General features: G+C 38.5%; 22 protein-coding genes and 1 pseudogene. 7 read left to right on the forward strand and 16 right to left on the reverse strand.

Annotated features, from left to right (window positions below):
- Positions 1-8 precede the first annotated feature (8 nt).
- The 4 genes from J7E81_RS23800 to J7E81_RS23815 all read right to left on the reverse strand — a co-directional run bounded on the left by J7E81_RS23800 (position 9) and on the right by J7E81_RS23815 (position 4,894).
- Positions 9-848, reverse strand: coding sequence for an FAD binding domain-containing protein (locus J7E81_RS23800; RefSeq protein ID WP_215046185.1), 840 nt, complete (start codon positions 846-848; stop codon positions 9-11).
- Entirely contained in the window at positions 835-3,102 is a 2,268-nt protein-coding gene (locus J7E81_RS23805) for a xanthine dehydrogenase family protein molybdopterin-binding subunit (RefSeq protein WP_215046402.1), read from the reverse strand. The genes J7E81_RS23800 and J7E81_RS23805 overlap by 14 nt, the downstream gene beginning before the upstream one ends.
- Positions 3,103-3,190: 88 nt before the next feature.
- The gene (locus J7E81_RS23810) at positions 3,191-4,207 is read right to left on the reverse strand and encodes an XdhC family protein (protein ID WP_215046187.1); all 1,017 of its coding nucleotides are present in this window, start codon (positions 4,205-4,207) and stop codon (positions 3,191-3,193) included.
- A gap of 324 nt (positions 4,208-4,531) precedes the next feature.
- Positions 4,532-4,894: a hypothetical protein gene (locus J7E81_RS23815; protein ID WP_215046189.1), complete on the reverse strand. Its 363-nt coding sequence runs from the start codon at positions 4,892-4,894 to the stop codon at positions 4,532-4,534.
- A 268-nt stretch (positions 4,895-5,162) separates the two neighbouring features.
- Here J7E81_RS23815 and J7E81_RS23820 point away from each other — a divergent pair, with 268 nt between their 5' ends.
- Entirely contained in the window at positions 5,163-5,513 is a 351-nt protein-coding gene (locus J7E81_RS23820; protein WP_215046191.1) for a hypothetical protein, read from the forward strand.
- On the opposite strand, the gene J7E81_RS23825 is transcribed toward J7E81_RS23820, so the two are convergent.
- Positions 5,510-6,937 carry a PAS domain-containing sensor histidine kinase gene (locus tag J7E81_RS23825; protein ID WP_215046193.1) on the reverse strand — a complete coding sequence of 476 codons (1,428 nt, stop codon included), beginning with the start codon at positions 6,935-6,937 and terminating at the stop codon, positions 5,510-5,512. The genes J7E81_RS23820 and J7E81_RS23825 overlap by 4 nt on opposite strands.
- Before the next feature lie 190 nt (positions 6,938-7,127).
- Positions 7,128-7,895 (reverse strand): C40 family peptidase, encoded by a 768-nt coding sequence (locus J7E81_RS23830; RefSeq protein ID WP_215046195.1) that lies wholly within the window; start codon positions 7,893-7,895, stop codon positions 7,128-7,130.
- Between the two features lie 363 nt (positions 7,896-8,258).
- Between J7E81_RS23830 and J7E81_RS23835 the strand changes: the two genes are divergently transcribed.
- Complete coding sequence (locus J7E81_RS23835) at positions 8,259-9,440, forward strand: TIGR04053 family radical SAM/SPASM domain-containing protein (RefSeq protein WP_251028838.1); 1,182 nt, start codon at positions 8,259-8,261, stop codon at positions 9,438-9,440.
- Positions 9,441-9,480: 40 nt separating this feature from the next.
- On the opposite strand, the gene J7E81_RS23840 is transcribed toward J7E81_RS23835, so the two are convergent.
- The 4 genes from J7E81_RS23840 to J7E81_RS23855 all read right to left on the reverse strand — a co-directional run bounded on the left by J7E81_RS23840 (position 9,481) and on the right by J7E81_RS23855 (position 11,057).
- Positions 9,481-10,026 (reverse strand): Ger(x)C family spore germination C-terminal domain-containing protein, encoded by a 546-nt coding sequence (locus J7E81_RS23840; RefSeq protein WP_215046197.1) that lies wholly within the window; start codon positions 10,024-10,026, stop codon positions 9,481-9,483.
- Between the two features lie 253 nt (positions 10,027-10,279).
- Entirely contained in the window at positions 10,280-10,486 is a 207-nt protein-coding gene (locus J7E81_RS23845) for a hypothetical protein (RefSeq protein ID WP_215046199.1), read from the reverse strand.
- Between the two features lie 59 nt (positions 10,487-10,545).
- A complete protein-coding gene (locus tag J7E81_RS23850; RefSeq protein ID WP_215046201.1) occupies positions 10,546-10,773 on the reverse strand; it encodes a hypothetical protein in 228 nt (75 codons plus the stop codon).
- Positions 10,774-10,850: 77 nt separating this feature from the next.
- A complete protein-coding gene (locus J7E81_RS23855) occupies positions 10,851-11,057 on the reverse strand; it encodes a spore germination protein (protein ID WP_251028839.1) in 207 nt (68 codons plus the stop codon).
- Between the two features lie 61 nt (positions 11,058-11,118).
- On the opposite strand from J7E81_RS23855, the pseudogene J7E81_RS23860 reads away from it, so the two are divergent.
- A pseudogene (locus tag J7E81_RS23860) lies at positions 11,119-11,310 on the forward strand (spore germination protein); the annotation flags it as partial.
- On the opposite strand, the gene J7E81_RS23865 reads toward J7E81_RS23860, so the two are convergent.
- On the reverse strand, positions 11,249-11,641 hold the full coding sequence (locus J7E81_RS23865; RefSeq protein ID WP_215046203.1) for a spore germination protein: 393 nt from the start codon (positions 11,639-11,641) through the stop codon (positions 11,249-11,251). The pseudogene J7E81_RS23860 and the gene J7E81_RS23865 sit on opposite strands and share 62 nt — an antisense overlap.
- A 409-nt stretch (positions 11,642-12,050) precedes the next feature.
- On the opposite strand from J7E81_RS23865, the gene corA reads away from it, so the two are divergent.
- Positions 12,051-13,007, forward strand: coding sequence for a magnesium/cobalt transporter CorA (corA, locus tag J7E81_RS23870; RefSeq protein ID WP_215046205.1), 957 nt, complete (start codon positions 12,051-12,053; stop codon positions 13,005-13,007).
- Between the two features lie 82 nt (positions 13,008-13,089).
- Here the strand turns inward: corA and ltaS are convergent, their stop codons facing one another.
- The 4 genes from ltaS to J7E81_RS23890 all read right to left on the reverse strand — a co-directional run bounded on the left by ltaS (position 13,090) and on the right by J7E81_RS23890 (position 18,592).
- Positions 13,090-15,021, reverse strand: coding sequence for a lipoteichoic acid synthase (ltaS, locus tag J7E81_RS23875; RefSeq protein WP_215046207.1), 1,932 nt, complete (start codon positions 15,019-15,021; stop codon positions 13,090-13,092).
- Positions 15,014-16,426, reverse strand: a complete 1,413-nt coding sequence (locus J7E81_RS23880; RefSeq protein ID WP_215046208.1) for an MFS transporter — start codon at positions 16,424-16,426, stop codon at positions 15,014-15,016. The genes ltaS and J7E81_RS23880 overlap by 8 nt, the downstream gene beginning before the upstream one ends.
- 123 nt (positions 16,427-16,549) lie before the next feature.
- Positions 16,550-17,683: an MGDG synthase family glycosyltransferase gene (locus tag J7E81_RS23885; protein ID WP_215046210.1), complete on the reverse strand. Its 1,134-nt coding sequence runs from the start codon at positions 17,681-17,683 to the stop codon at positions 16,550-16,552.
- 594 nt (positions 17,684-18,277) lie between these two features.
- Positions 18,278-18,592: a hypothetical protein gene (locus J7E81_RS23890; protein WP_215046212.1), complete on the reverse strand. Its 315-nt coding sequence runs from the start codon at positions 18,590-18,592 to the stop codon at positions 18,278-18,280.
- A gap of 268 nt (positions 18,593-18,860) precedes the next feature.
- Between J7E81_RS23890 and J7E81_RS23895 the strand changes: the two genes are divergently transcribed.
- From J7E81_RS23895 to J7E81_RS23905, 3 genes are all read left to right on the forward strand, one after another.
- Positions 18,861-19,883, forward strand: a complete 1,023-nt coding sequence (locus J7E81_RS23895; RefSeq protein WP_215046406.1) for a M42 family metallopeptidase — start codon at positions 18,861-18,863, stop codon at positions 19,881-19,883.
- Positions 19,884-20,024: 141 nt separating this feature from the next.
- Positions 20,025-20,609 (forward strand): hypothetical protein, encoded by a 585-nt coding sequence (locus tag J7E81_RS23900; RefSeq protein WP_215046214.1) that lies wholly within the window; start codon positions 20,025-20,027, stop codon positions 20,607-20,609.
- Between the two features lie 82 nt (positions 20,610-20,691).
- Entirely contained in the window at positions 20,692-20,907 is a 216-nt protein-coding gene (locus J7E81_RS23905; protein ID WP_215046215.1) for a twin-arginine translocase TatA/TatE family subunit, read from the forward strand.
- 306 nt (positions 20,908-21,213) lie between these two features.
- Here the strand turns inward: J7E81_RS23905 and J7E81_RS23910 are convergent, their stop codons facing one another.
- Complete coding sequence (locus J7E81_RS23910) at positions 21,214-21,759, reverse strand: hypothetical protein (protein WP_215046216.1); 546 nt, start codon at positions 21,757-21,759, stop codon at positions 21,214-21,216.
- Positions 21,760-21,941 lie beyond the last annotated feature (182 nt).

Raw genomic sequence — 21,941 nt, forward strand, 5'->3', positions numbered from 1 at the left:
CTCCCCTTTTAATCCTGTGCATGTTCCAGAGCTTTTACCGCATCCAAAAGTAAATTTCGCAGCACAAATAGCCGGTATTCCTTGGACCCTTCAATATCTTCTAAAATTGGCTGAGGTAGGCCAGCAATAGCTCCGTCAATCCTTGTTGCAAGCGATTGTCCCTGAGTATTGAGCGATTCCTCTACTGCGGAAGACCGGAACGGAAATGGACATAACCCACTAACTGCTACCCGGATCTTTTGATTAACTTTTAAGGCAGCCAACGTAATCAGCGGATAACCGGTCTCCCATTGCTGCCTTCGTTTAACTGTAAAATACGGAGCATGAATAAACGAAAGGTCCGTAGCCGTTTGCACTAAAAATTCGCCTTTGTTTAAGCGTAAATGTCCTTGAAATAAATCATTAATGGGAACGATTTTTTTTCCTTCAGCTCCATTAATCATGACTCTGCTATCAGTCAGTAAAAAGGGCAGAACCGCTTCCCTGTAAAAAATCCGCGCACAAATATTGCCGCCCAATGTGATTTTCCCGCGCGCCGAATGATCGGCAACTTGACTAGCTGTTTTCGTTAAAAGTGGAAAATGATTCGCTTCCTCGATAACAGTTAATGAGAGTGAACTTCCGAGCAACAATTGGTCTCCACTTACCTCCATGGCATTGCATTCAGGAATCCCTTTAATGTCAATGACTGCCTCCGTGTACGCTAAGTCAATTCTTCCGAGCGTCAATAATTCTGTTCCACCGGAAAAATAAAATGGCTGCTTCCCCTGTTGATCTGAATATTGATATAAATCGACCGCCTCTTTTAACGTTTCTGGACGATAATAATCAAAATCAAAGGGGAGCATGACCAGCCGCCTCCTTTGCCTTCCAGATTAATTCAGGGATGAGCGGAAGATTTCGAAGCGAAACACCCGCAGCGATCGATAAAGCATTTCCGAGCGCCCCAGGCATTCCCATTAGACCATGCTCCCCGACCCCGCGCGCACCATACGGTCCATCTATCTGGGGTGTCTCGACAAAGCCAACCAAATACTCGGGATGTTCACCGTAGCGTAACGGCCGATACGTCCGCAGCTGAGGATTTAAAACTCGGCCAAGTTCATCAAAATAAAAAGTTTCTCTTCCAGCAAAGGCCAATCCCATGCTCATTGCACCCATTACTTGACCAAGGGCTGCCTTTTCGTTCATTACCTTCCCAATATCCACTACCGTACATGCTTTTAACAGTCGATAGGTATAATCCCTTCGGTCTAACTCAATTTCAACCCCATAAGCAGCAACGGTCCACTCTGGACCTGGCTTTCCTTCACCTGTTTCCGGGTCCAAGTGGGTTAGATGACGTAAAATAAATTTGCCACGGCCAATAATTTGCCCCCCAATTGAATTACCATTTGGGTATTGATAGCCGTAGCCAACATCCTTGAAATCAAGACCGATAGACGGATCATCCCGTAAAAAGACACGGCTGTTGGCAACTTCAATATCCTCGATTGGTGCCCGCAGGACACATGAAGCGGTCTCTTTTAACTGACGAATCACATCATCTGCTGCATTAAGGACAGCCCTTCCGCCCATGTAAGTACCACGGCTCGCCACGGTCTTCCAATGTTCAGGTGTCGTTTGGGTATCAACTTCCATTCTGACATGGATTTTATCCACATCCATTTTTAACCGTTCGGCTAGGATCTGAGCTAGAATTGTTTTAGTGCCAGTGCCAATTTCAATGACCCCAGACATCAAATTAAGACTTCCATCCCGGTTGAAGGTAATAATTGCCCCTGAAGGTGCGTTCGGGTCAATAGTCGAAGTTTTCCAGCTGGCGCTTACTCCCTTAACCCTCACATATCGTTCATCTATTTCCTTTATCGCACCTTCTTCCCATTTCATTAAATCCCGGACCTTTTCAATACATTTTTGCAGATTACCGACATTGCTTTTATTCAGCTTCACCCTTGTGGGCGTGGTATGGCCTGGCATAATTGCATTGAGGTAGCGCAGCTCTAACGGATCCATATTTAATCTTTGCGCTAGGATATCCATGGTTCGTTCCATGCAAAACGACAACTCTGAATGACTAAAGCCCCGAAATGGCGAAGCATAAGGATGATTCGTATACATACAGTAGGAATTACACCAGACATTTTCAATGTTATAGGGTCCCGTACAATCGACTGCCCCAGACCTGGTCACATCAATTGCCTTATCTGAATAGGCACCGCCATCCCATAGAAACTCGATGTCCGCAGCCATTATTTTTCCATTCCGATTGGCTCCTAATTTAATAGTGGCATCCAAGCCAATATGACAGGGAGAGGTAATAATATCTTGTTCGCGTTCATTTAGTATTTTAACAGGCTTTCCGCCGACCGCCTTGGAACCAAGGTAAGCAAGAACCTCTAATTGGACTGCTGCTTTCCCTCCATAGGCGCCGCCAACCAGCGGTGTATGGACAATAATTTTCCCCATATCCTCATTAAAGTATTGTGCAATTAGCCGTTTGACCATAAATGGAGCTTGTGATGAAGTCATGATTAAGATCGTTCCATCCGGCTTGATTTCAGCGGTTGCACATCTTGTTTCCATGGCGGCATGATCAGAAGGTGCAAAGGAAAAACTCTCCTGGACTACTATTTCACTCGCTGCCCAGCCAGCCTCCAAATTACCTTTCCGAATTTTAATCAAGGTTGCAATATTGGTTCCAGGAACCGGGTGGGAATCCTTATCCTTATCATAGTGACCAAGATCTTCATGGACCAGTGGTGCCCCTTGTTTAAATGCCTGGGTCGGTGAATTGACAACCGGAAGTAATTCATATTGAACCTTTATTAGGTCTGCCGCCTTTTTAGCTTGAGCAGGGGTATCTGCTACGACAAGTGCGACTGGTTCACCGTGGTATCGAACTTTATCAACCGCGATAGGCGGCCGATCCCGAATCGCTTCCCCTGTTAACGGAAAGTGCCGGCCGGCAAGGATCGCTCTGACGCCCGGTACCTGTGATGCTTCCATTGTGTTAATACTAACAATCTTGGCATGACCATACGGGCTGATGACCATTTTTCCGGATAGCATTGGCTTGTTAAAATAATCATTCGTATACATGGCCCGACCTGTCACCTTATCGAGTGCATCTTTCCGAATAACACTTTTTCCAATTACCTCCACAGCAAAACCTCCTAACACACATCCGTTAATCTGGAATGGTCCATAGCAGTTCAACTCTTTCGTGCGCTGGTTTTCTCCATACTTGAATCATTTGTGCCACGATACTAACGGCTATTTCCACGGGACCCATCGCCCCAATTGAAGTTCCCATCGGCGAAAACATCCCCTTGGGAATTTCTTCCCCATTTAGCAATCGTCTTGTTCTTTCTTTAGGTCCCAAAACTCCTAAATAGCGGATATTTTCATTTGAAATTCTTCTAACTAACTCTTGATCTCGTTTAAATTGATGGGTCATAATCACGATAAAATCATAGGGGGAAAATGAGATTTGTTTAAGCAGATCTTGTGGAAACCCCTGGATCACTAGAGTTGCTGCTGGAAAGTGCTTCTTTTGACATAAGGCCTCCCGCCAGTCACAAACCATGACTGTAAAACCGGTTTCGGCAGCTAATGATACGAGTGGTCTTGCATCAGGACCAGCACCGAAAACAATTAAACGCGGTTTTGGATAAATTGTTTGTTGAAAGATAGATGACCCATCCCTTGTAATGATGCCGCTTTTCGAGGTAAATTCAATTGTCGGCAATGATCCCGACCAGTTTCCAAATGGCTCCCCGTCCTCTTCAATAAACACATATTCTCCGAGATCAACCAGTTTTTTTAAGACAATAACAGGCTTTTGCTGACGTAGAAGTTCTTTAACCATATGAAGGTCCTCTGTTAATTGCTCGGTTACCGGTTCAAGTAATATATCAATTGTGCCATTACAGCCTGCGCCCTGCCCCCAGTCAAGATCATCCTCCATATACAGATCGTATTGGATAATCGTCGCCTCTTGTTTACGAAAAACTTCTCTCACTTTTACAGCCAGGTCTTCTTCTAGACAGCCTGCTGTTAACATCCCAATTTGTGTTCCGTCCGAAAAAAAGAGCATCGAGGAACCTTCTTTTTTATAGGCAGACCCGTTTACACCGACGATGGTTGCGATGACTTTTTCTTCAGGATAATGAAGAACATCTAAAATTTGATAAAAATCCTCCACACTTTTCCCTCACTTTTAAGCGTAAATATCCACTATTGTTATTTATATTAAGCGGGATGCTATTCCTAGAATGATTTATTTATTTCTACGAAGGAAATGTTGCAGAATAAACTCTAATGAGCATCTATTAAAAACTTCAAAAACTATTAATTATTCCTTCATAGTTTTGTCATATTTATCTTTTAAGATATAGACAGGTTCTATTAAAGAACCTTTAACCTCCGCCCCCCTTTATATAGATTAGGTTTGATTTGCCCGGCATTTGCCGGGTTATTTTTTTTACAAAAAAAAGCACGCACATCGAAATGTGCGCGCTTTTTAGCTTTAGCGGAATGATGGGGTTTGATTTTGTTGAAATGTCTGGGTTTGGAAAGCAGGCTGTACATTTGTACCTGTTTGATATCCATATGTCCCCATTTGACCCGCAAGCTCTCTCTCCAATTGATTACACTGTGCAATAACTTCTTGGCATCGTTGGATCGCTATCTCATGCCCTTGTAAGCTTTGCTGAATCGTTTGGACCGCCATTCTTTCTTTTTGCAGCATTTGCTCGAGCATCCGAACATTTTGCTGCTCGTTTTGCAGCATTTGTTGGTATTGCTGATTACTTAATTGTGTCTGCTGAATAAGCTGCTGTGAAAGCTGACGGCATTGAAAAACGTGTGTAATCGTATGTTGAGCGTTCATGTCATTACCTCCATTATTTGGATATCAAATGCAATACAATCCCTGCTGGATCAATGGATTGAACCTTCAACCCAAGATTATAATTCGCACTTTCAGCGGCTTTCATTCTGAATAAAACTACCAATAAATGTGTGATTGTCAGGTTATTATTAAGGAAAAGATAAGCAAAAAAGCTGTTCCCCTTCAAAAAATCATTTCCACTCTCTAAGTATACTTCAACCTATCCCTGTCAATAACAATACCAATGGAACGTGAGAGGATGATAACAATGAACGGATTATATTTTATTAATGACCGTATTTCCATTGGGGGTCTAACTAAGGAAGAAAGTAGTATTTTACAAGAACAAGCCATTAAAAAATACCTTGAGGAACAAAGTATTCAGATCGTTACCCTAAACCCGTATCAATTGAAGGAGTATTACACTGTTCCTCATGCATTGCTGTATGATTTACATAAAACGAATACCTCAATAGATTATTTCGTTTATTATTCCCAACAAGCAGTTGAAGAATTTATTTATTCCTATCCAGCAAAATGGCTTATATTAAAAAGCTATTTTAACCATACGATCATGCTTAAAAAGCAAACAGATTTTGACCAACAGCAAGCCATTTAGCTGTTAGTGGTTTGAAAGGGGAGCCAAATGGTCACATTTGTCCCATTTCCTTCCTGACTTTCAATGTTGATCCATCCTTGATGCGCCTCGACAATTCGGTAGCAGGTCATGAGACCAAGACCTGTGCCTCTTTCCTTGGTTGAGTAAAACGGCTCGCCAAGCTTCGATAATCGTTCACGGGGAATACCGCAGCCATTATCGATAATTTCGATCGTCACGCCTGTGCTTCCCGGTCTTACTCTAATATGAACCTGTCCCCTATTTGCTGTCGCCTCAAGCGCATTCTGAATAATATTTAGAAACACCTGTGTTAACGAATTCGGATCGCCCATAATCGATAAATTCGACTGTTCCACATAAAAATGCAACTCCTTACTTGTCAGATTTGCGTCGGGTTTTAACAGTTGGACGACCTGTTCAACTAATTGATCAATATAAACATTTGTTAATTTTTCGGTATGTGGTTTGGCCATTGTCAAAAATTCAGAGATAATGACCTCGACTCGATGCAATTCATCAAGAACAATTTTTAAATAAACCGGGTTCATTTCTTTTTCTGCATTTAGCAACTGCATAAAGCCCTTAATGGGAGTTAATGGATTCCGAATCTCATGAGCCACAGCGGCAGCCATCTGCCCTACCACTGCTAATTTTTCAGATTTTCGCAGTCGATCCTGCGTCTCCATTCGCTGCTCAATATCCCGTGAAACCGTTACGATCTCCTTTACTTCTCCAGTTTCTGGATCACTCAATGCCTTAACCGTCGATTCAAACCAAATAAAAGAACCGTCCTTCTTACGACAACGGCAGGTAATAAGCTTTATTTCTTCAACTTGGGCACAAATTTGCTGTTTTCTTATTTCGATAAGATCGTCAGGATGGATAAATTCTAGAGGATTTTTTCCAATTACTTCTTCGGGTTGATATCCTAATAAGGTTTGAACGGAAGGAGAAATATAAAGGCAGGTAAAATCAACTTTATGTAACATGATGATATCAGAAGAATGCTCAGCTAGAAGCCGGTATTTTTTCTCTCTATATTTTAGAGCGTTCTCCATTTCTTTTTTCTCCGTGATATCGAGAACTTGACCGAGTAAAAACTCTTCACCCGTCAACTTTTCCTTGATTCTAGAAACCGTTAATACCCCTGTTTTAATATCACCTGACTTGTGGATATACCTCTTTTCAAGCTGATATTCATTTCTTTGATTATCTAATAGTTCTTTAAATAACCGTGTATCGGTTATCATATCATCAGGGTGAGAAATCTCTTCCACCGACAATTTTTCCAGCTCATCGGAAGAATAGCCAACAAACTCACAAAAAGCAGGATTAAATTGGACCATGGTAAAATCGATTGTACTTATTAACTGCGGGATTCGGGATTGATAAAAAATCTCTCGAAAAAGGGTTAAATTTAACATCTAAGCCTCCAACCATTCCATTCCATTTTTTGAAGATTTTGAGGTCATCAGTCATTTAGAAAAAAAAGACACTTTATAAGTATATAGTGAAACGGCTAATTCTTAAAGTATTAATTTTCTGATTTTCTGAAAACTTAAAAAAGACATCTCTAACGGTCCTTCCGCTTTAAGACATCCTATTTTTGAAGTATTAATTTAAGACGGTTCGAGCGCCAAGGTATCTTGGTTTCCAATACGTGTTTGTCATATCGGCAATCGAAACTCCTGATGAGCCAGCTTGTATGAATTTGTTATTCCCTAAATAAATACCGACATGGGTAGGACCGGGTGCATAGGTTTCGAAAAATACAAGATCTCCCGGAATTGGGGTACTTACGACTTTTAAACCTGACCACTGCGTGGCAGCAGTCCTAGGAATAGAGATTCCTACTTGTTCAAATACGTATTTTGTATATCCGCTGCAATCAAATCCAGCCGGTGTGTTCCCCCCCCATAAATAGGGTGTACCGATATATTTATTGGCCACATCAATAACCACTTGTGCCTTTGAAACCGTAGTTTGTGGAGCAGGTAAAGCGGTATCCGCTGAAGAAACTTTAAGGACTTGTCCTACTCGAATCGTATCTGATGTTAAATGATTAATAGATTTAAGCTGGGTAACAGAAATGGTAAAGCGAGTACTAATTTTCCAGAGCGTATCACCGCTTTGAACCGTATAAGTGGTGTCATGGCTGTGCGGGGCCAGTAATGATAGTTTTTGATTAATGTAGAGTGTATCACTTGTAAGCTGATTCCAAGCCTTTAAGTCCGACACGGATATTTGGTTAGCTTGCGAGACTTTCCAGAGCGTATCACCGGATTGGACGGTATAGATATTTTCATGTGCACTTGCAGTGCCACTAAAGGATCCAAATAAGATACCTGCAGTTGCAACAGCTGACAATAGAGGCCTTTTCATAGTTGGCAGCTCTCCTTCGATTTTTTTGATACTTTTATCTTAATAGAGAGCTGTAGATGGTTGTACTGCCAAAGATATGGTTTTCAATGAAGTTATCGCCATTTATGGAAAAAAAATCATCAATTGTGACAACAAGGATTGCCGAAAAATCCACAGATAATCAGGTTTGTTTTGCAAATCTCTTAAACTCCATTCATTCCCCTTCATCAAATTGTAACATTATTGTAATAATATAATCCGTTCTAAACGAATGTAGAAATATTGTAACAAACCTCTCATCCAAAGAAGAATGTCCTATTTATAATAAAACTATAGAAACAATTTAAATGGTAAGAAAAATAATAATGAATTTTGGTGATTATGATGCAAGGAATTAGTAAGGGACACCCACAAAAAATGGGTCATCCACATGGAGCAGGAAAAAAGATAGATTATGATGAAAACCCGTTTATTGTTATTTGGGAAGTAACCAGGGCATGCCAGCTAAAATGTGTTCATTGCCGGGCAGACGCTCAGCTTACTACTGATCCTAGGGAATTAACACATGAAGAAGGGATCAATCTAATCGACCAAATCTATGAAATGGATAATCCAATGCTCGTTTTTACTGGCGGGGATTGTATGATGAGAGAAGATTTATACGAACTTGCTGATTATGCCATTAAAAAAGGTATGCGTGTCTCAATGACTCCAAGTGCAACAGCTAATGTGACAAAAGAAAAAATGCAGCTTTTTAAAGAAGTTGGGCTATCACGCTGGGGCTTTAGCTTAGACGGGCCTACGCCAGCCATCCATGACCATTTCCGCGGAACTCCAGGTTCATTCGATTTAACAGTTGAAAAAATTAAATATTTAAATGAACTGGAGATGCCATTACAAATCAACACCGTTATTTCTCGGTATAATTATGACTCCCTTGAGGAGATGTCAAAATTAGTGGACGAGCTTGGGGCAGTGATGTGGTATATTTTCCTGCTTGTCCCAACAGGCAGAGGGCAAATGGATGCATGTATCTCGCCTGCTGAACATGAAAAAGTATTCAGATGGTTATATGAGTTAAGTAAAACCGCACCATATGATATTAAAACAACGGCTGCTCAGCATTACCGCCGGGTTGTCCTTCAGCAAAAAACCAGGGATCACTTAATTGAAAAAGGAGAAATTCACTACGAAGATTCGATTACAACCGATTTTGCTTCCATGCACGATGGCTTGAAACGTGCTCCAAAAGGGGTTAATGACGGAAATGGATTTGCTTTTGTTTCACATATCGGCGATGTAATGCCTAGCGGTCTGCTCCCAATTGTCGGCGGTAATATTCGTGAAACTCCGCTTGCAGAAATTTACCGTGAGGCAAAAGTATTTAAAGAGCTTCGTCAGCCTGATAACTATAAAGGGAAATGCGGCGTTTGTGAATATAATAAAATGTGCGGCGGCTCCCGTTCACGTACGTATGCGGTAACCGGTGATTATTTAGAAAGCGAGCCATTCTGTGTGTATATTCCACAGTCCATGCGCAACAAGGAAACAGCCCCTGCTTTCTAACCATCCTTAACGCTAAGGCATTCCGATTCGGAATGCCTTTTTAATCAATTAAGCCAGGATCCTCTATTTGTACTTTAGAATGGACCTTAAAAACAAGGTTAGGATAGATTTTTTTCCATTGTTCCCAATCATCGTCATTAAAATGCCTTGAATGGTATCGTAATCCGAAGCCAATCGGGTCGACATGTACTTTTTGCAGCTTTACAAGCACTTTTGTAAATCTCCTGCTTATCTGTTTTTCAGCGGTATTCTCATATACAGATAATTTTGAGATTGGCACGCGGCTCGAGGCCTCTTCCAATGTTCCCATCACCGAAACATTTACGCTAATATGTTTTGATGATTCGAACAGCCTCAGAGATGCTTCTTGGGAAACAATTTGATATTCAATTGGGCTATCTTTTGAAGGACCTGGAACGGCAAATTTCAAGCTAACTAAATATTTTTTGGTACGATCTTTGGCTGCATCTACTCCTATACTAACCACAAAGAAACGCTTCTCAATATCTTTAAACCCACATGCGCTCAAAACGAAACAAGATAGCAGGATGAGCAGATTTTTTTTCCATTGGTTTAACGATATCATGCTCTTTTCCTCCTAGCCCAAAAGAAGAAAATACCTACTAGCATTACTTCGCAAGCGAACCGGACGATGAGCCAGTACGTCGCGAATTTTAATAGTAGAATCGTATTAGAGTAAATAATTCCTACCATCGAAATTCCCGTAAAAACACCTAGAATCAGCCAGACCTGTTGTTTACTGACCTCTTTTTTAAAAGAGCCCTTTATTAACTCGAGCGAAACATGTCAGTGAATCGAAACACTCATCAGCGAAATGCTCATATAAAACATGAGAATAAAAAGATGACACGTTCATTCGGACTATAAACCAATCGGAGTGAATCGGCTGTCGTGACCCATGGATAAATGTATTCTTGGGTACCATCAGCACCATTTTCCAACAGATACATGACCCGTTCGGTTGGCATCTGAATAATTAGAAAAATGGCAGCTAGATAAATGGCCAACAGCAGCAATTTAGGCATCTCAGGGTTAACAAAGCGCGCTAATATATCAATAAAACCAATTAGAGTAACGAGGCCGGCTAAAAACCAAACAATTGAATACTGATCAGATAGAGGCGCTTAATCCCGCTATGTTTTTCTTTAGGAAGGTCAGGAAGCGCTTGCTGTGAGAACTTTGTTATTGTTTTACTGTAAATAAAATTCAGTGCAACTCCGACAGGAATAGCCAATATGACCCCCATCACAGCTCCTTCATACCGATATTGAATCAATACCTTCGGAACAAAGATAATCACATTAATAATCATATTTATAAAAACTAAATACAGATAATATCGGTTCAGTACCCTCCCCTCCCTTTTTTTTACTCTTTATTTGGCTTTGTCTAAACCAGCGTTAGGGATGAAGTGCCAAAGCTATCGAGCTTGACCATATAGGCGACCAATATCATGAATCCTAGTACCACTCCGACTAAACCAAAGATCGTGGCTAAGGCTACCACAATATATTTCATGATTCGAAGAGTAAAACTAAAGGCATTGATCGGAACAACAAAATTCGAGATGGCAACGGTCGAGACAATAATAATCATAATATTACTAACCAGGCCGGCCTCTGTTGCTGCTTGTCCTAAAATTAAGCCGCCTACCGTTGTGCCAGGATTATATGTAGCGGTTACCAGTTATAACCCTGAGCTTTTTAGGGTGCAATTAGCGATAAGTATTGCAGGCAGTCGTACGGGAGTACCGTATCCTTCTTTTATTGAAGTAACCATCATGCTCATTATGATGGAGATGCTGACCGAGGCCAGTATTCGGCTTCCGAAGGCAATCGGACCGACTGCGAAACGATATATCTAAGCAACTGAAGAAATTTTGTCACCCAGAACGTTTGATAAATATCTTCCATAGAGGCCATAAAGTCCTTCATTACCGTAGGTAAGACGACAGCAAAAGGGCTGCCGCTGATCAACAGAATAATCTTTCCGGCTGCTAAATTCACTACAACCCGATCCGGTCGCTCTGTAACAAGCATGACAGGAATAAGTGCACGGTTGTTTTTCTTGATGAGATCGAGCAGCTGCTCACCGGTTTGGAAGATTTGTATTTCAAGTTCCGTTAAGAATTCCTTAATCCGGTTCAATGTATCGGGGTCAACTGTCCACTTTACTATCAAACAGGTACACTTCCAAGTAGATTAGGATCGTCACACCCCTTAATAACTCTTCAAGTGTTTTTTCTTGAGTTTCAAAGGGTTTTATCGCAGGATGGGAATCTAGATAGGCGAGAAATTGCCAAGAATCCTTTATTTCATAAAATGGGATGAGTACTTTTTGATGAATGATTTTTTCATCACTAATCGTTTTATTCTAGAAAGAAATTATCAGCAGACTGTTGGTATTTTGCTAGAAGTTTTGATTGAACTCTGTACTTTGGTTAGGTTACTTTTCTATTGGGAAAGTTGTTTCTAGAGTTGAAATCTGGAATTAGACAAATTTCATCTTTTACTTTTCCTGTCCTTCCGATATAGTGAGTGTATTGAAGTTGATAAAAAAATTATTTATAGTTAAAAAAGGATGTTACTAATGATAAGATTCTTGGGCGTTACTAAAGAACATATTCTGGAAAAGCATAGCTCCATCCACAATCTAAATTTTGAGAACTATAGCCGATTTTGGGTAGATATAAATGACCCAACTGATGAAGAGAACAAATGTCTATCAGATATTTTCCATTTTCATCCGCTTGCTATTGAAGATTGTCTGAATAAAATACTCCAAAGACCAAAATTAGATTACTATGATGACCATACATTTTTTGTTACCCATATTGTTCGGGAAAAAGAAAATGAGATTTTAAAAGAAGAGTTAGATTTTTTTGTTGGCGAGAAATATATTGTGACGTTTCAGTTTAATCCGTCAAAAGAGGTTTCCCAGGTTTGGGATGAAGCATCTACTCAAAATGATGTGGATAAATTCGGAAGTTTACATGTGTTTTATCGGATTCTAGACAAAATAGTCGATAATTACTTCCCGATCATTAACAGTATTGAAGATAAATTAGATGAAATCGAAGAAAATACCTATAATAAACCAATGAACAATTTATTGAATGAATTGTTTGACACAAGGTATATGTTACTTAATTTAATGCACACGGTTAATCCAATGCGTGACCTGCTTTATCGGATGCTAAACTCGCATCGTCTTAGTGATATTATCAATAGAAAAGAATATTTCTCTGATATCTATGACCATCTTTTAAAACTGTCCGATATGGTCATGTCGAATCGTGAAATAACAGCAGACATTCGGGAAAACTATCTGTCAATCAACTCACATCAAACAAATAATGTGATGAAATTTCTAACGATCATGACCTCTATTTTTGCTCCATTAACCCTAATCGCAGGAATATTTGGAATGAATTTTAAAAATATGCCTGAATTGTCCTGGAAATATGGCTATGGCTATTCACTTGGATTAATGGGGATTATTGGATTATCGATGTTCCTTTGGTTTAAGAAAAAGGGATGGTTTTAACTACAAGCGGAAAGCATCTAAAAAAATCCTGGCAAATTACTTCGCCAGGACTTTTTGTTTTACTCCATATTTTCTAGTATGATCACTCTTTTTTATAGTGGTAATTTGATCGGTTTACGGGTATAAAACCCTTCGGAGAGTAGAACCGAAGTAAATCCCCATTTACCACTTTATCGGATAGGATTAACTTTTCATCCACCATTTTCTGGTCTTTCACTGCCTCAGATAACTGGTCCTCAGTTAATTCCTGACCTGTAGCTGTGTCATAGTACTTTCCTTCAATTGCGGATATTTTCGAACTAACAAAGTCACCATTGCGGAAAGGAATCAGGTCATCATGCTGGGTCGACAGCAAATCCGTACCGAATTGGATATATTCTTTGGAATCAATCCCTAACAAGTGTAGAAGGGTTGGAAGAACATCAATCTGCCCGCCATATTCGTGGTTGATCCCCCCCTTAATACCTGGTACGTGAATGAATAAAGGCACTCTTTGTAATCCGGTGCTCTCAAAAGGAGTTATTTCCTTTCCGAGGATTTTCCCCATTTCTGGATTGTTTTCCTTTGAAATACCATAATGGTCGCCATATAAAATAACAATGGTATGATCGGCTAATCCGGATTCTTTTAAATCAGTAAAAAACTGCTTTACAGCTTCATCCGCATAGCGGGCAGTTTGAAAATACGAATCAACAGATGGGACACCGGTTGAAGCTGGTTTGATCGTGGCATCTTTTTTATCAATAGGAAATGGAAAATGATTCGTCAAGGTTATTAGTTTCGTATAAAATGGCTGCTGTAAAGTCCTTAAAATCGGCATGGACTGCTTAATAAAAGGTTTATCCATTAAACCGTACTCTGTCAGATCTTCTGGATTCATCTCATAGTAACTTGAATCAAAAAACTTATCGTATCCAAATGATTTATAAATAACATTACGGTTCCAAAAGCTTCCCGAATTACCATGAAAGACGGCAGAGGTATACCCTTTCTGTGCTAATATCGCAGGAGCGGCTTGGTAGGTGTTGTAGCCTTTTAACATGTAAGCAGAGCCCTGTGACAGCCCGTATAAGGAATTTTCCAGCATAAATTCAGCATCAGAGGTTTTTCCATGTGAAGTTTGATGAAAAAAATTATCAAAATATAGGGTGTTTTTATCATTGGTCAAGGAATTTAAAAATGGTGTAACCTCTTCACCCTGTAATTTGTAATTAATCAAAAAATTCTGGAAGGATTCGAGATGATAATAGATGACATTCATTCCCTTGCCTTTTCCAAAGAACTCAGGATTTGGTTCAGCATAATTGGATTTCGTATAATTGTAAACTTCTGTAATATCATTGCTGTCAGCCAAAACTCTTTGTGCTGATGCTTTTGTGCTTTGAACGATATCATTAATGGAGTAATTGTATAGACCTATATATTTAATTAAATAATTGTGGTCAAACTCTCTCGTTAATAATTCAGGACGGTCTATTTCAGCAAGTCCTATATTCGTACATAGAATAGTTAGGGTTAGCGAATAAAATGCACTAACTTTCCGCCGTTTCAAATCTTTCATTTCGATTTTTACAAATTTGAAACAAAGTAATATAAGCAGCAGAATAAAATCAATAAAAAATAAAAAGTCATAGGGTTTTAATAAAGAAATGACACTACCGCCTATTTCTCCAGCATTTTTTGTCTGAGTTAATGTCGGCAAAGTAATATAATCACTAAAGAATCGGTAATATAAAATATTGCTGTACAACAAAGCGGATAAGAAAAAATAGATGACCATAAGCCAAATATACTTTTTCCGTCCTTTTAAAAAGTGTGCCAGTCCTAAAAAAAGTAGTGATGAACCCAGAGGATTAATAAATAATAGAAACTGCTGAAATGGGCCAGCAACTCCCAATTTAAACTGTGTGAATTGTGCTAAATACGTTTTAATCCATAAGAAGAGAACAGCTAAAAAGAAAAATCCCAAATACCTGTTCATCATTTGTTGACCTTTATGAAGTAGATTACTCATGCTGCTCCTCCATTTTGTTCGATCTGATTTTTAATGTTTCTTTCATAGTATGTATATCGGACATATTGGTTTTCGCCATAAATAAATAACATAAAGCTGACGGAATTAGAAAAATTTCCAAGAATGATAAGGTCAGTATATAGTTATTTGGTTCCTGATGGTGGACAGTGATAACTCCAAGCAGCATACCGAATCCCAGGTTTCCAATCGTTCTTCCTAAACTATTGAAAAGGTTAGCAACACTAAAGGCTGTTCCACGGTGTTCAGGAAGATTCACATCAGTAATGAGCGCAAGCCAGTTTGGGGTATTGGCGGACTGTGCTGCGGAAGCAAAAAAGGATATAACAAACAGTAACGCAATCCACGGATTTAGAAAGATTTGTTTAATGAGATTCACTAAAATCAGAATAGCATGATCGTCATGAGGCAATATCAAGTGATCCATTGGAATACTAAACATTCCGATATAAAAAGGCATCGTAAGAAAGACAAAAATGGCTGTAAAAAAAGCTCGCCCTTTATAGGATTTTTTTTGTAATTTGTCGCCAAGATGACCGAAATAAGCCGAAGTCATCCCGCCAATTTGAAAGATACCGTAAAGATAACCCGAGGCGATCATGGCTGTTTCCACACTATATCCTTGCTGTTGAATTTTAAATATAAATAAGGTCGGAATCCAAATTAGACTTCCCGTTGAAATATTCATAAAAAATGCCTGTAAAAATAGTAACACATTACTTTTTTTAAATAAAATAGAACGGATTTGCTTTACATCAATAAAATGATCATAGGCCTGTCCCTTTTTAATAAGATGGAGTAATTCAGGGTCCGACTGGCCTCTCGATGGTTCTTCTACAAAAAGATATAAAAAAATCAGAAAAAAACCAATAATACCTACGATTTCAAAGGGCCATCTCCAACTATGACTTGTTGCAGTCAACGAAGCCAGTAACGATCCAGTTATCCCTCCCAGCCCCTGTGCCATGCCCCAAAGACTCAACACCGTCCCTCTTTTTTCATAGTGAATAAAATCTGTTAATATACTAAACCCGATCGAAGCAATACAACCTAAACCAATTCCCGTTATCATTTGAAAAAGGATAAGTTGCATATAACTTTTGCTTATGGCAGTTAGAAACACAGCCGCTACCCAAATTAACGTTCCAATCATAATCAATCGTTTTCGTCTAAATTTTCCAGAAAGATAACCCCAATAAACGGAAGAAATGGCTGTAACAATAATATTAACAGCAGAAACAATCCCCAATTTAGCTATATCCACATGTAAGTCTTTTGCGATAAACTTAAATAGGGGTGGAAATAGTCCAATAATAATATTATCAAAGGCTGCCAGCGCAATAAATACTGCTATCGTGAATTGCCTTTTGGCATGTTTACTTTTCAAATCCTTCTCCCCTATCGTTTACTATTACTGAAAGGACTTGCCATCATACAGAAAAGGTGCGGAACAGATCGTCCCTCACCAATCGTTTTGCTTTTTATTAAAATAAAACTTGCTTCCTAACTATCAGGCAAGCTGCAGCTTCCTCTCAGAACGATTTTCCATTTCTAAAAGGAATTGAATAATTTCTTCAGCCACTTCAGGTTTTATATAGTTTTTTTGACAATCGATAATATTTTTTAGTTTCTCCGCTTCATTCGCAAGTAATTCGGTGATCATAGGTTTAATGTCATTTGTTCCCTCACAGATTACCCCCAAATTTAAGCTTTCCGCAAAGTAGGGATTGTCTTCTTCTTGACCAGGTAAAGCTCCTGTTATAATAATGGGTGTATTGGAAGAAATCGCCTCAAACATTACATTTGGGCTTCCTCTGGTAAATGCGATATCGGAATCGAACATAAGATCTTGAATATTTTCGGTAAATCCAAAAATCTCCACTTTGTCTCCATACTTGCTTGAGAGCGATTCCTTTAACATTGATTTTAACTTTTTATTCCTTCCTGCCACAATTTTCACATGGCAATCAAAATGATCAAGCAGAACTTCAGCAATATTCAACATATTGCCCACACCCTCGCCACCGCTCATGATTAAACATCTTAAGGGTTCCCCACCGCTATAACTTACCTTTTTATTCGTACTGTCTCTAAAAAATCTTGAGCGTACAGGAAATCCTAACATTTTAAGTCTCTCTGCTGGTATGCCATATTCGATACACTTGTCCCTTGCTTCCATCGTTGGACAGATCGTATAATCAACTCTCTTATCGGCCCAAAGCGGGGATATGTTCACAAGATCGGCAATAAGAACAAAAAATGGTATTTTAATAGGAAGTTTTTCTAAAATATTTAAAATTGACCCATTAAAATTGGGATGAACAGATAAAATCAAATCAGGTTTTTCTTCCATCAATACTTTTAAAAAAGTATTTTTTATGAGATTTTCTATAAACTTATTAATCAATTCTGGATTTTTAGCCGAAAAGTTAAAGACCATTTTCCATAAGTTTTCGGACATTCTTGTTATTGGGCCATACGACTTTCCAATTCGCATCAAAAATGATCCGCCAAGTGAAAAGCCGTCTATTACTTTAACCTCGATATCAGTGTCGAGTTTGAGTTTTTCATTCAAAGATTCTGTAATACTTTTATGTCCATGTCCTGTATTATCAGAAGAAATAATTAATATTTTTTTTACCATACTTATGACCCTCACTTAAAACCGAATATTCCTGGCAGGTATCCACATTATAATTCTATAATAACAAAACTGAATCGTTTAATCACCTTCAAAAGAGGTAGAAATATCCAAATTTGATATAAATCTAATTACAGACTTAAACTTAAATATATACCCTTTCTATTTTTAATAAAAGGAATTTAATATTAAAATTTTATTAATTTATTGAATAAGACCATCAATCCCTACAGACCAAACACTCTCAGATAAGAAAAAAGACTCAAGTAAATAGATACTCAAGTCTTTTTATTGGTAAAAAATAAAAGCTTTTTGCCCGCAGAAAAACCTAATAGACTTTGAGAAACATCATATACTAAAAAATATTTCACCACAAATGACAGCCAAAATGATAAGTAAATCTACTATGATTAGTGTCCAAACGAAGTATTTCATGTCATAATCATCCTTTTATGTATTTAGAGGTGTTAAAATAAAATACTCCTGCACAATTATTAATAGATTACCATTTATCATGCTCTAAGACTAGATTGTCCATAACGAAAAAGGGAATATAAGAGGACACGCCGCTGCATGAGCTGATGTTTTCCAAACTATTCACTTCCAATCCTCGTATGTAATGGTGCCTCCCGTTAAATCAATGGTATTTCGTTCCCCTTTATAATATGTCTTTCCATTTTTTTTAATAATAAAATTATCATAGGTGTAGACCTTTTGCCCATTTGGCAAGTGAATCACCACTTTTTCTCCTAATTGCTCTGAAGGTGCGTCAATTTTAATGGAACTTTGATAGTAATTGCGAAAAACAAAGAAACCTGCAGTTAAGATTAAACTTCCTGCTATGAAAAAAATTAGACCCTTCCACGGAAACTGCTTCGTTTTTTGTTGATGATATAGCTCTAATCTGGTCAACTTTTTCTCCTCCCTATTATATAAAACAGGTTGAATCAAGGTCCAACCAATGATTTTACTAGATATGTCATATTCCCTTTATTCCCAAATTCTATTATTCTTATTCCTATAGATTAAAAATACGACCTTTGTTAACCTATGCATCAATAGCAAAAAGTTGAACTTAAAATGGTTTAAAACCACTTCTTTAGACAAGATTAGGTATAATAAAAGAGAGGGAAAACAGAAAGGGGTATTGCAAGTGGTTCAAATAAACTCAGATGAAACAATGAAGTTGATTGCAGATTTAGTCTCTATTCCAAGCCCAACCGGAAATACGAATAAAGTCATCACTTTTGTAGAGAAATTCCTTAAGGAATTAGAGGTTGATACATATCGGAATCGAAAAGGCGGCTTAATTGCCACCATAAAAGGACAAGATAGCAGCAAACATCGAATGCTAACCGCCCATGTAGATACTCTTGGAGCGATGGTAAAAGAAGTAAAAGCAAATGGCAGACTAAAAATTGACTTAATCGGCGGTTTTAAATACAACTCGATCGAGGGTGAGTACTGCCAAATTGAAACGCAAAATGGGAAAAAATATACCGGAACCATCCTAATGCACCAAACCTCTGTCCATGTGTATAAAGATGCGGGCAAAGCCGAGCGGAACCAAGATAATATTGAAATACGCATTGATGAGAAAGTACATACTGCTGAAGAAGTGCGGGCACTTGGAATTGAAGTTGGTGATTTTGTTGCGTTTGATCCACGTGTAGAACTTACCCCGAGCGGCTATCTTAAATCACGCCATTTAGATGATAAGGCAAGTGTTGGGATTCTTTTGCACTTGATTAAACAAATCAAAAACGAAGGAATTACTTTGCCGTATACGACACATTTCTTAATTTCAAACAATGAGGAAATTGGCTATGGCGGAAATTCCAATATTACACCAGAGACAGTCGAATACTTGGCAGTCGACATGGGGGCTATGGGTGATGGCCAGTCCACAGATGAATACACGGTATCCATCTGTGCAAAGGATTCTAGTGGCCCTTATCATTATGAACTACGGAAACACTTGGTTCGTCTGGCCGAAGAACATAAGATTGGCTACAAACTAGACATTTATCCCTTCTATGGTTCAGATGCTTCTGCAGCAATTCGCTCCGGACATGATATCGTTCATGGCTTAATCGGGCCTGGAATTGACTCATCACATGCGTTTGAACGGACACATGTATCTTCGATCGAAAATACGGCCAAACTTTTATATTTTTACATTCAATCTAATCTTGTTATTTAGTATTGTCATCATCAAACATCGGCCGGAATGCATTTGCCCGGCCGATACTTAAAATCTCCGTACATTAAATTCCCCTTAAAATTAAACATTTTTCCTATTTGACATTTATAATCAAAGAAAAGTTGAAGGAAGGTGATATACATGAAACAAGGTTCCCTTTCACAGAGAAAAACCGGCTTCTTAGCAAATTTCATTGCTAATCCGAAAGAAAGACGAAGAACCAATTTATTTTTAATGATGATGGTTGTCGTCATTTTAGCCGAAGTATTGTTTGTTTATTTGGACCGACAACAGTTAATGGCCCAAGATTTCCGACAATACAAAGGAACATTTAAACAGTTTGGTTCTATTGCACAAATCGGTTTCTATGCTGCAGTCTCTATTTATCCTGTTTTTCTACTATTAAAAAATAAACAGCTCAAAAGGATGAAATGGGGAACAATTGAGTTAAAAACCATCTTACAATTTGTCGGTAAGCTGGTCCGAACTTGGCATGTTCCAATTGCATTACTTTCAACAGGAGTCGTATTTCTCCATGTTTATATGGCCATTTTGCGGGGGTTTAAGCTTGATTTCACTTATATTTCAGGAATTGTGACAGTCCTCGTTCTTCTCCCATTAATGTATATGGGACTTAAGCGTTTTAAGAGAAAGGACCGCAATTGGCATTTAAAACTTGGCATCACTTTCTTGATTTTATTTTTCATTCATGCGAATTTCTCTTAAAACATTTTTCACTAGTACAATCGACAAAAAACCGTTATAATAGCGGTTGAATAGTTACAACTCATCACTAGGAGATGAAGAAATGTTTTCTAATATTGGTGTACCTGGCTTAATCTTAATTTTAATAGTGGCTTTAGTCATTTTTGGACCAAACAAACTTCCTGAAATCGGACGAGCATTTGGGAAATCGATCCGTGAATTCAAACGAGCAACAGAGGGAATCGCAGATGATATCAAGGAAGAAATTAAAGAGGATATTATTGAAGCAAAGAAAGACCAAATCAATCTAAAAAAATAGGAACTAATAGAGGCATTCCTTGCTTGTCAAGGGATGCCTCTGGTTTTACCGTTTTTTTGTGATTGCCTGAAATTGATCGATTAATTTTTTTCGCGAATGGGGATTTCGTAATAAATAGGCTGCACCTAAACCAATAGTGGTCATCATCAATGTTTTTCTTTTCAACTCATCAGCCTCCTCAGAATTGCCATCCTTATTAATTTTCCCTTTAAGTGTGATATTAAAACACAAAAAGGAAAAAAGCCAACCCCAAACGGAAATTGGCTTTTCATAACACTTGGTCGAAAACAGTACCTTCACTGTTTTCTACTTAGCTAGTTTTTCTTTCATTAGCTGATTATGCTGTTTCGTTTGTTCTAACAGCCGATTTAACAGAATCGCTGCTTGTTTGTTATCCTTTTTATCAACAGCTATTCTTAGTTCATGGAAGGTTTTCCAATGTCCCATCTCTTTCCCGCCATGTGCTTGCTTTATAAACTCCTCTTTTGTAATCTTTCCTGATTCAAATTGCTTCTTCAGATCCTCAATTTTAGCGATTCTTTCTTTTTTCCATTGCTCACGTTTGGAGGAATTTTCAGGGCTCATCCATTGGGTACGGAGGTCTTTCTTTTCCTTGAGAACCCTAGACCATTCTGCCTTTTTTTCAGGAGTATATTGACTTACCCAGCCAAGAAGCTTTTGCTCCCTTTCTGCCATCATGGCCTGCCAATCTTTATGATTCATATGGTGACGTTTCCCATCTTTGCAATCACATGGTTTTGCCTCATGATTCGCTGGAATCGTATCATTAGCCAGTGCAGCAGCAGGCATTAAGAATAATGCTAGTGTAAAAATTAATCCTTTAAACTTCATCCTAACTCTCCTCCATTTGTCGTAAATATTCCTTTTGCACGGAATTATCATGCCCTCTTTGTAAAAAAAAATTTACCAATCTGACAAATTTTTAACTAAAAACCACTTGAGATTTTTTTTGGATTAGCGTATCCTAAAACCATAAATGAATGTGAAGATTTTCACAATTAAAAGAAGGAGCC

Source organism: Bacillus sp. ISL-18 (genome assembly GCF_018613415.1).
Taxonomy (GTDB): domain Bacteria; phylum Bacillota; class Bacilli; order Bacillales; family Cytobacillaceae; genus Neobacillus.

Excerpts from the sequence above, each read along its gene's own strand:
- J7E81_RS23800 (WP_215046185.1), bottom strand. The coding sequence starts at position 848 with ATGCTCCCCTTTGATTTTGATTATTATCGTCCAGAAACGTTAAAAGAG.
- J7E81_RS23805 (WP_215046402.1), bottom strand. The coding sequence starts at position 3,102 with ATGTATACGAATGATTATTTTAACAAGCCAATGCTATCCGGAAAAATG.
- J7E81_RS23815 (WP_215046189.1), bottom strand. The coding sequence starts at position 4,894 with ATGAACGCTCAACATACGATTACACACGTTTTTCAATGCCGTCAGCTT.
- J7E81_RS23820 (WP_215046191.1), top strand. The coding sequence starts at position 5,163 with ATGAACGGATTATATTTTATTAATGACCGTATTTCCATTGGGGGTCTA.
- J7E81_RS23825 (WP_215046193.1), bottom strand. The coding sequence starts at position 6,937 with ATGTTAAATTTAACCCTTTTTCGAGAGATTTTTTATCAATCCCGAATC.
- J7E81_RS23830 (WP_215046195.1), bottom strand. The coding sequence starts at position 7,895 with ATGAAAAGGCCTCTATTGTCAGCTGTTGCAACTGCAGGTATCTTATTT.
- J7E81_RS23835 (WP_251028838.1), top strand. The coding sequence starts at position 8,259 with ATGCAAGGAATTAGTAAGGGACACCCACAAAAAATGGGTCATCCACAT.
- J7E81_RS23840 (WP_215046197.1), bottom strand. The coding sequence starts at position 10,026 with ATGATATCGTTAAACCAATGGAAAAAAAATCTGCTCATCCTGCTATCT.
- J7E81_RS23845 (WP_215046199.1), bottom strand. The coding sequence starts at position 10,486 with ATGCCTAAATTGCTGCTGTTGGCCATTTATCTAGCTGCCATTTTTCTA.
- J7E81_RS23850 (WP_215046201.1), bottom strand. The coding sequence starts at position 10,773 with ATGATTATTAATGTGATTATCTTTGTTCCGAAGGTATTGATTCAATAT.
- J7E81_RS23855 (WP_251028839.1), bottom strand. The coding sequence starts at position 11,057 with ATGATTATTATTGTCTCGACCGTTGCCATCTCGAATTTTGTTGTTCCG.
- corA (WP_215046205.1), top strand. The coding sequence starts at position 12,051 with ATGATAAGATTCTTGGGCGTTACTAAAGAACATATTCTGGAAAAGCAT.
- ltaS (WP_215046207.1), bottom strand. The coding sequence starts at position 15,021 with ATGAGTAATCTACTTCATAAAGGTCAACAAATGATGAACAGGTATTTG.
- J7E81_RS23885 (WP_215046210.1), bottom strand. The coding sequence starts at position 17,683 with ATGGTAAAAAAAATATTAATTATTTCTTCTGATAATACAGGACATGGA.
- J7E81_RS23895 (WP_215046406.1), top strand. The coding sequence starts at position 18,861 with ATGAAGTTGATTGCAGATTTAGTCTCTATTCCAAGCCCAACCGGAAAT.
- J7E81_RS23900 (WP_215046214.1), top strand. The coding sequence starts at position 20,025 with ATGAAACAAGGTTCCCTTTCACAGAGAAAAACCGGCTTCTTAGCAAAT.
- J7E81_RS23905 (WP_215046215.1), top strand. The coding sequence starts at position 20,692 with ATGTTTTCTAATATTGGTGTACCTGGCTTAATCTTAATTTTAATAGTG.
- J7E81_RS23910 (WP_215046216.1), bottom strand. The coding sequence starts at position 21,759 with ATGAAGTTTAAAGGATTAATTTTTACACTAGCATTATTCTTAATGCCT.